Annotated in this window: 5 protein-coding genes; 3 read left to right on the forward strand and 2 right to left on the reverse strand. The window is 61.0% G+C overall.

The window, feature by feature from the left end; translation table 11 throughout:
- Positions 1-219: 219 nt before the first annotated feature.
- A complete protein-coding gene (locus QT222_RS03005) occupies positions 220-474 on the reverse strand; it encodes a hypothetical protein (RefSeq protein WP_004057188.1) in 255 nt (84 codons plus the stop codon).
- Between the two features lie 104 nt (positions 475-578).
- Here QT222_RS03005 and QT222_RS03010 point away from each other — a divergent pair, with 104 nt between their 5' ends.
- From QT222_RS03010 to QT222_RS03020, 3 genes are all read left to right on the forward strand, one after another.
- Entirely contained in the window at positions 579-1358 is a 780-nt protein-coding gene (locus tag QT222_RS03010) for an HAD-IIA family hydrolase (protein WP_491476259.1), read from the forward strand.
- Positions 1359-1466: 108 nt separating this feature from the next.
- The gene (locus QT222_RS03015; protein WP_004057186.1) at positions 1467-2063 is read left to right on the forward strand and encodes a DJ-1/PfpI family protein; all 597 of its coding nucleotides are present in this window, start codon (positions 1467-1469) and stop codon (positions 2061-2063) included.
- Positions 2064-2135: 72 nt separating this feature from the next.
- On the forward strand, positions 2136-2270 hold the full coding sequence (locus QT222_RS03020; protein WP_491476260.1) for a hypothetical protein: 135 nt from the start codon (positions 2136-2138) through the stop codon (positions 2268-2270).
- Between the two features lie 138 nt (positions 2271-2408).
- Here QT222_RS03020 and QT222_RS03025 read toward each other — a convergent pair.
- The coding region (locus QT222_RS03025) for an OsmC family protein (RefSeq protein WP_491476261.1) at positions 2409-2724 on the reverse strand (316 nt) is incomplete at its 5' end.

Consider the following 2724-nt stretch of genomic DNA (forward strand, 5'->3'; position numbering starts at 1 on the left):
GTGACTGTCCACGGCCCGTAGTTGTCGATCTGGACGAGTGTCAGCTGCGTATTCGTCACGGTAGACGAGTAGAGGGACGCGCATATCGTTCTTTGGTTCTCAGACGACTCCGCCGATACTTGCTCGGGGAGCGTCTCTCCGTGGCTGGCTCCCGCAGAAATGAACCGCGACGACGATGGTTCCTGAAAGGCCGCTACGACGACGCTCCTCGAAGGAACGCTACGACGACGGCTCTCGGAGGGTTCGACTCGCGACGATATCGAGAATCGCCCACGTCACGACCCACACGACGATGGTTGTGAAGATGATAACCGTCGTCGACAACAGGGGGACGACGACCGATAGCGTGGCGACAATCGAGTAGGTCAAAAAGAGTGCGACCATCGCCGTCACGAGTCCGTAGATACCCATCGCACTGTTTCCGGTCGCGGGACCGCGGAGCCACCGCACCAGTTGTTTCGAAGAGCCACCCATACTGTGGTATATGGTATGAATGAACATAATAATTCTCGCGGGCGAATAAACACAGTTGTTCTCGCGGGCGAACGTTCAACAGGAACGACTCCCTACCGAGAACGATGGAGTTCCGAGGTGTCGTCCTCGACGTGGACGGAACAGTAGTTCGTGGTGACGAAGCGATTCCCGGCGCGCTCGACGGGCTTGCAGCCATCGATGCCGCCGGACTGGACCGCCTGTTCGTCTCGAACAATCCGACGAAAGCCCCGCCACTGTACGAAGCGCGACTCCGGGGGGCCGGTGTCGATGCGACCGCCGACGAAATCGTCACCTCCGGGACGACGACGACGGCGTATCTCGCCGACAACCATCCCGGTGCGCGGACTTTCTGTATCGGCGAATCGGGATTACACGACCAACTCAGAGACGCGGGTCTCGAACTCGTCGGCGCACACGACGACCCCGAAGTCGTCGTCGTTGCCATCGACCGCGAGTTCCACTACGACGACCTCCGGGACGCTTCGGTCGCCCTGCGCGGTGGAGCAACCTTCTACGGGACCGACCCGGACATCCTCATCCCCGCTGCTGACGGCGATATTCCCGGGTCCGGTGCAATCATCAACGCCGTCGCCGGTGTCGCCGAGCGCGACCCGGATGCGATTCTCGGAAAGCCCTCGTCGGTCGCGCGCGAGTACGTCCTCGACCGACTCGGACTCCCGCCCGAAGACGTGCTCATCGTCGGCGACCGCCTCGATACCGATATCGCGCTCGGTCTCGCCGCAGGAATGGGGACCGCGGTGGTTCGAACCGGCGTGACTGACGATGCGGCATTGGAACAAAGTGAGTACGAACCCGACTACGTCCTCGACGGACTCGGCGACATCGAGCGCATCATCTCGTAGTCGACATACGTCGTCGAAAACAACACATATCGGAACTGAACGTCCGTTTTCTGACGCCTGCACAACCATTATCGTTCTCACGCGACAACTACACCGTGGGTGAACCCCATGTCCGCAAAGAAAATTCTGCTCCTCGCCGGCGACTTCGTCGAGGACTACGAGGTGATGGTACCGTTTCAGGCGCTCCAGATGGTGGGTCACGAAGTACACACGGTCTGTCCCGAAAAGGAAGACGGCGACCGGTGTAAGACCGCCATCCACGACTTCCGCGGCGACCAGACGTATCTGGAGACACGCGGCCACGACTTCGTGCTGAACGCGACGTTCGACGAGGTAGACCCTGCTGACTACGACGCCCTCGTCGTCCCCGGCGGACGCGCCCCGGAGTATCTCCGCGGCTACGACGAGTTACTCGACACTGTCCGGCACTTCTTCGACGAGAACAAGCCCGTCGCGGCAATCTGCCACGGTCCGCAGATTCTCGCCGCCGCGGACGTTCTCGACGGCTACGAGATGACTGCCTACCCGGCGGTCCGCGCAGAAGTCGAGCACGCTGGCTGTTCGTGGGTCGAAGAAGTGACCGTCGACGGCAACCTCGTCACCGGGCAGGCGTGGCCGGACCACCCCGAGTGGCTGGCGGCGTTCCTCGACGTGCTCGGAACGGAAATCAGCCACGAATCGGCGACTGCCGCCGCGGACGACTGAGCCTCGAACCCGTATTATCTCGGGTGAGAATGTCTGACAAAGATTTTTATCAGGGGAGACAAAGGGACAGGTATGGAAGAGCCGAACAGCCCATACTTCCGCGAACAGGTCGACGATACCATCGAATCAGACCCTCTGGACGGAGAGGTCATCATCGTGGAGGGACAAGCAATGAGCCTTCGAAGTTATAAGAAGCGTCACGACTAGCCGTCGAGACGCACTGGGCTGTCAACTGCGACGTTCGCTGTCGCCTGCGGGCACTGTTGACTACGTGCCCACTACTGACTGCGGTGCTCACGAGCGTCGTACAGTGATTTTCTGAAAAAGAAACGACGTGAGCGGTGCTTAGAACGCGTCGCCGACGACGGTCACGTCAGCGTGCAACTCCTCGCGGAGCGCGTCGTGGACGTGGCAGATGTCTTCGGCGAGTTCCGTAATCTCCGCGAACTCGTCGTCTGCGAGGTCGGCTTCGACGTAGATGTCGAAGCTGATGCGTTCGAGGTCGTCGTCGTCGTTAAGGTCGGCGTCGGCGTCGATCTGAACCTTGCCGAGACCGTCGAAGCCGGTCTTCTGACCGCCGACGCGGAAGGCGGGGAGGAAACAGGAGGCGTACGTCGCGACGAGCGTCGCGTTCGGGTTCGTACCGGTCTCGTCGAGCGCG

The organism is Haloferax sp. s1 (genome assembly GCF_058382125.1).